We start from the raw sequence: 241 nt of genomic DNA, 5'->3' as shown, positions 1-241 counted from the left end.
ATATTGGACGCAACTGGATGAGACGCGCAAAGCCGCTTTTCGTTTCCATCACATCTCGACTGATGAAGTGTATGGCGACCTGCCGCATCCGGATGAAGTTGCCGCTGGCGAAGCGCTGCCGCTTTTCACCGAAACCACCGCCTACGCACCGAGCAGCCCTTACTCTGCTTCCAAAGCCTCTAGCGACCATCTGGTGCGCGCATGGCGCAGGACCTATGGCTTCCCTACCATTGTGACGAAC

The 241-nt window shown here is 57.3% G+C and carries 1 protein-coding gene; it reads left to right on the top strand.

Annotated features, from left to right (window positions below; genetic code table 11):
* A partial coding sequence (locus ACEN88_RS36175; protein ID WP_413347194.1) for a GDP-mannose 4,6-dehydratase occupies positions 1 to 241 on the top strand: 241 nt, incomplete at both ends.

Origin of the sequence: Massilia sp. CT11-108, from assembly GCF_047302915.1 — a bacterium.
GTDB classification, from domain to species: domain Bacteria; phylum Pseudomonadota; class Gammaproteobacteria; order Burkholderiales; family Burkholderiaceae_D; genus Telluria; species Telluria orientalis.
Note: the sequence above shows the minus strand (reverse complement) of the source record. Positions and strands in the feature narration are given on the sequence as shown.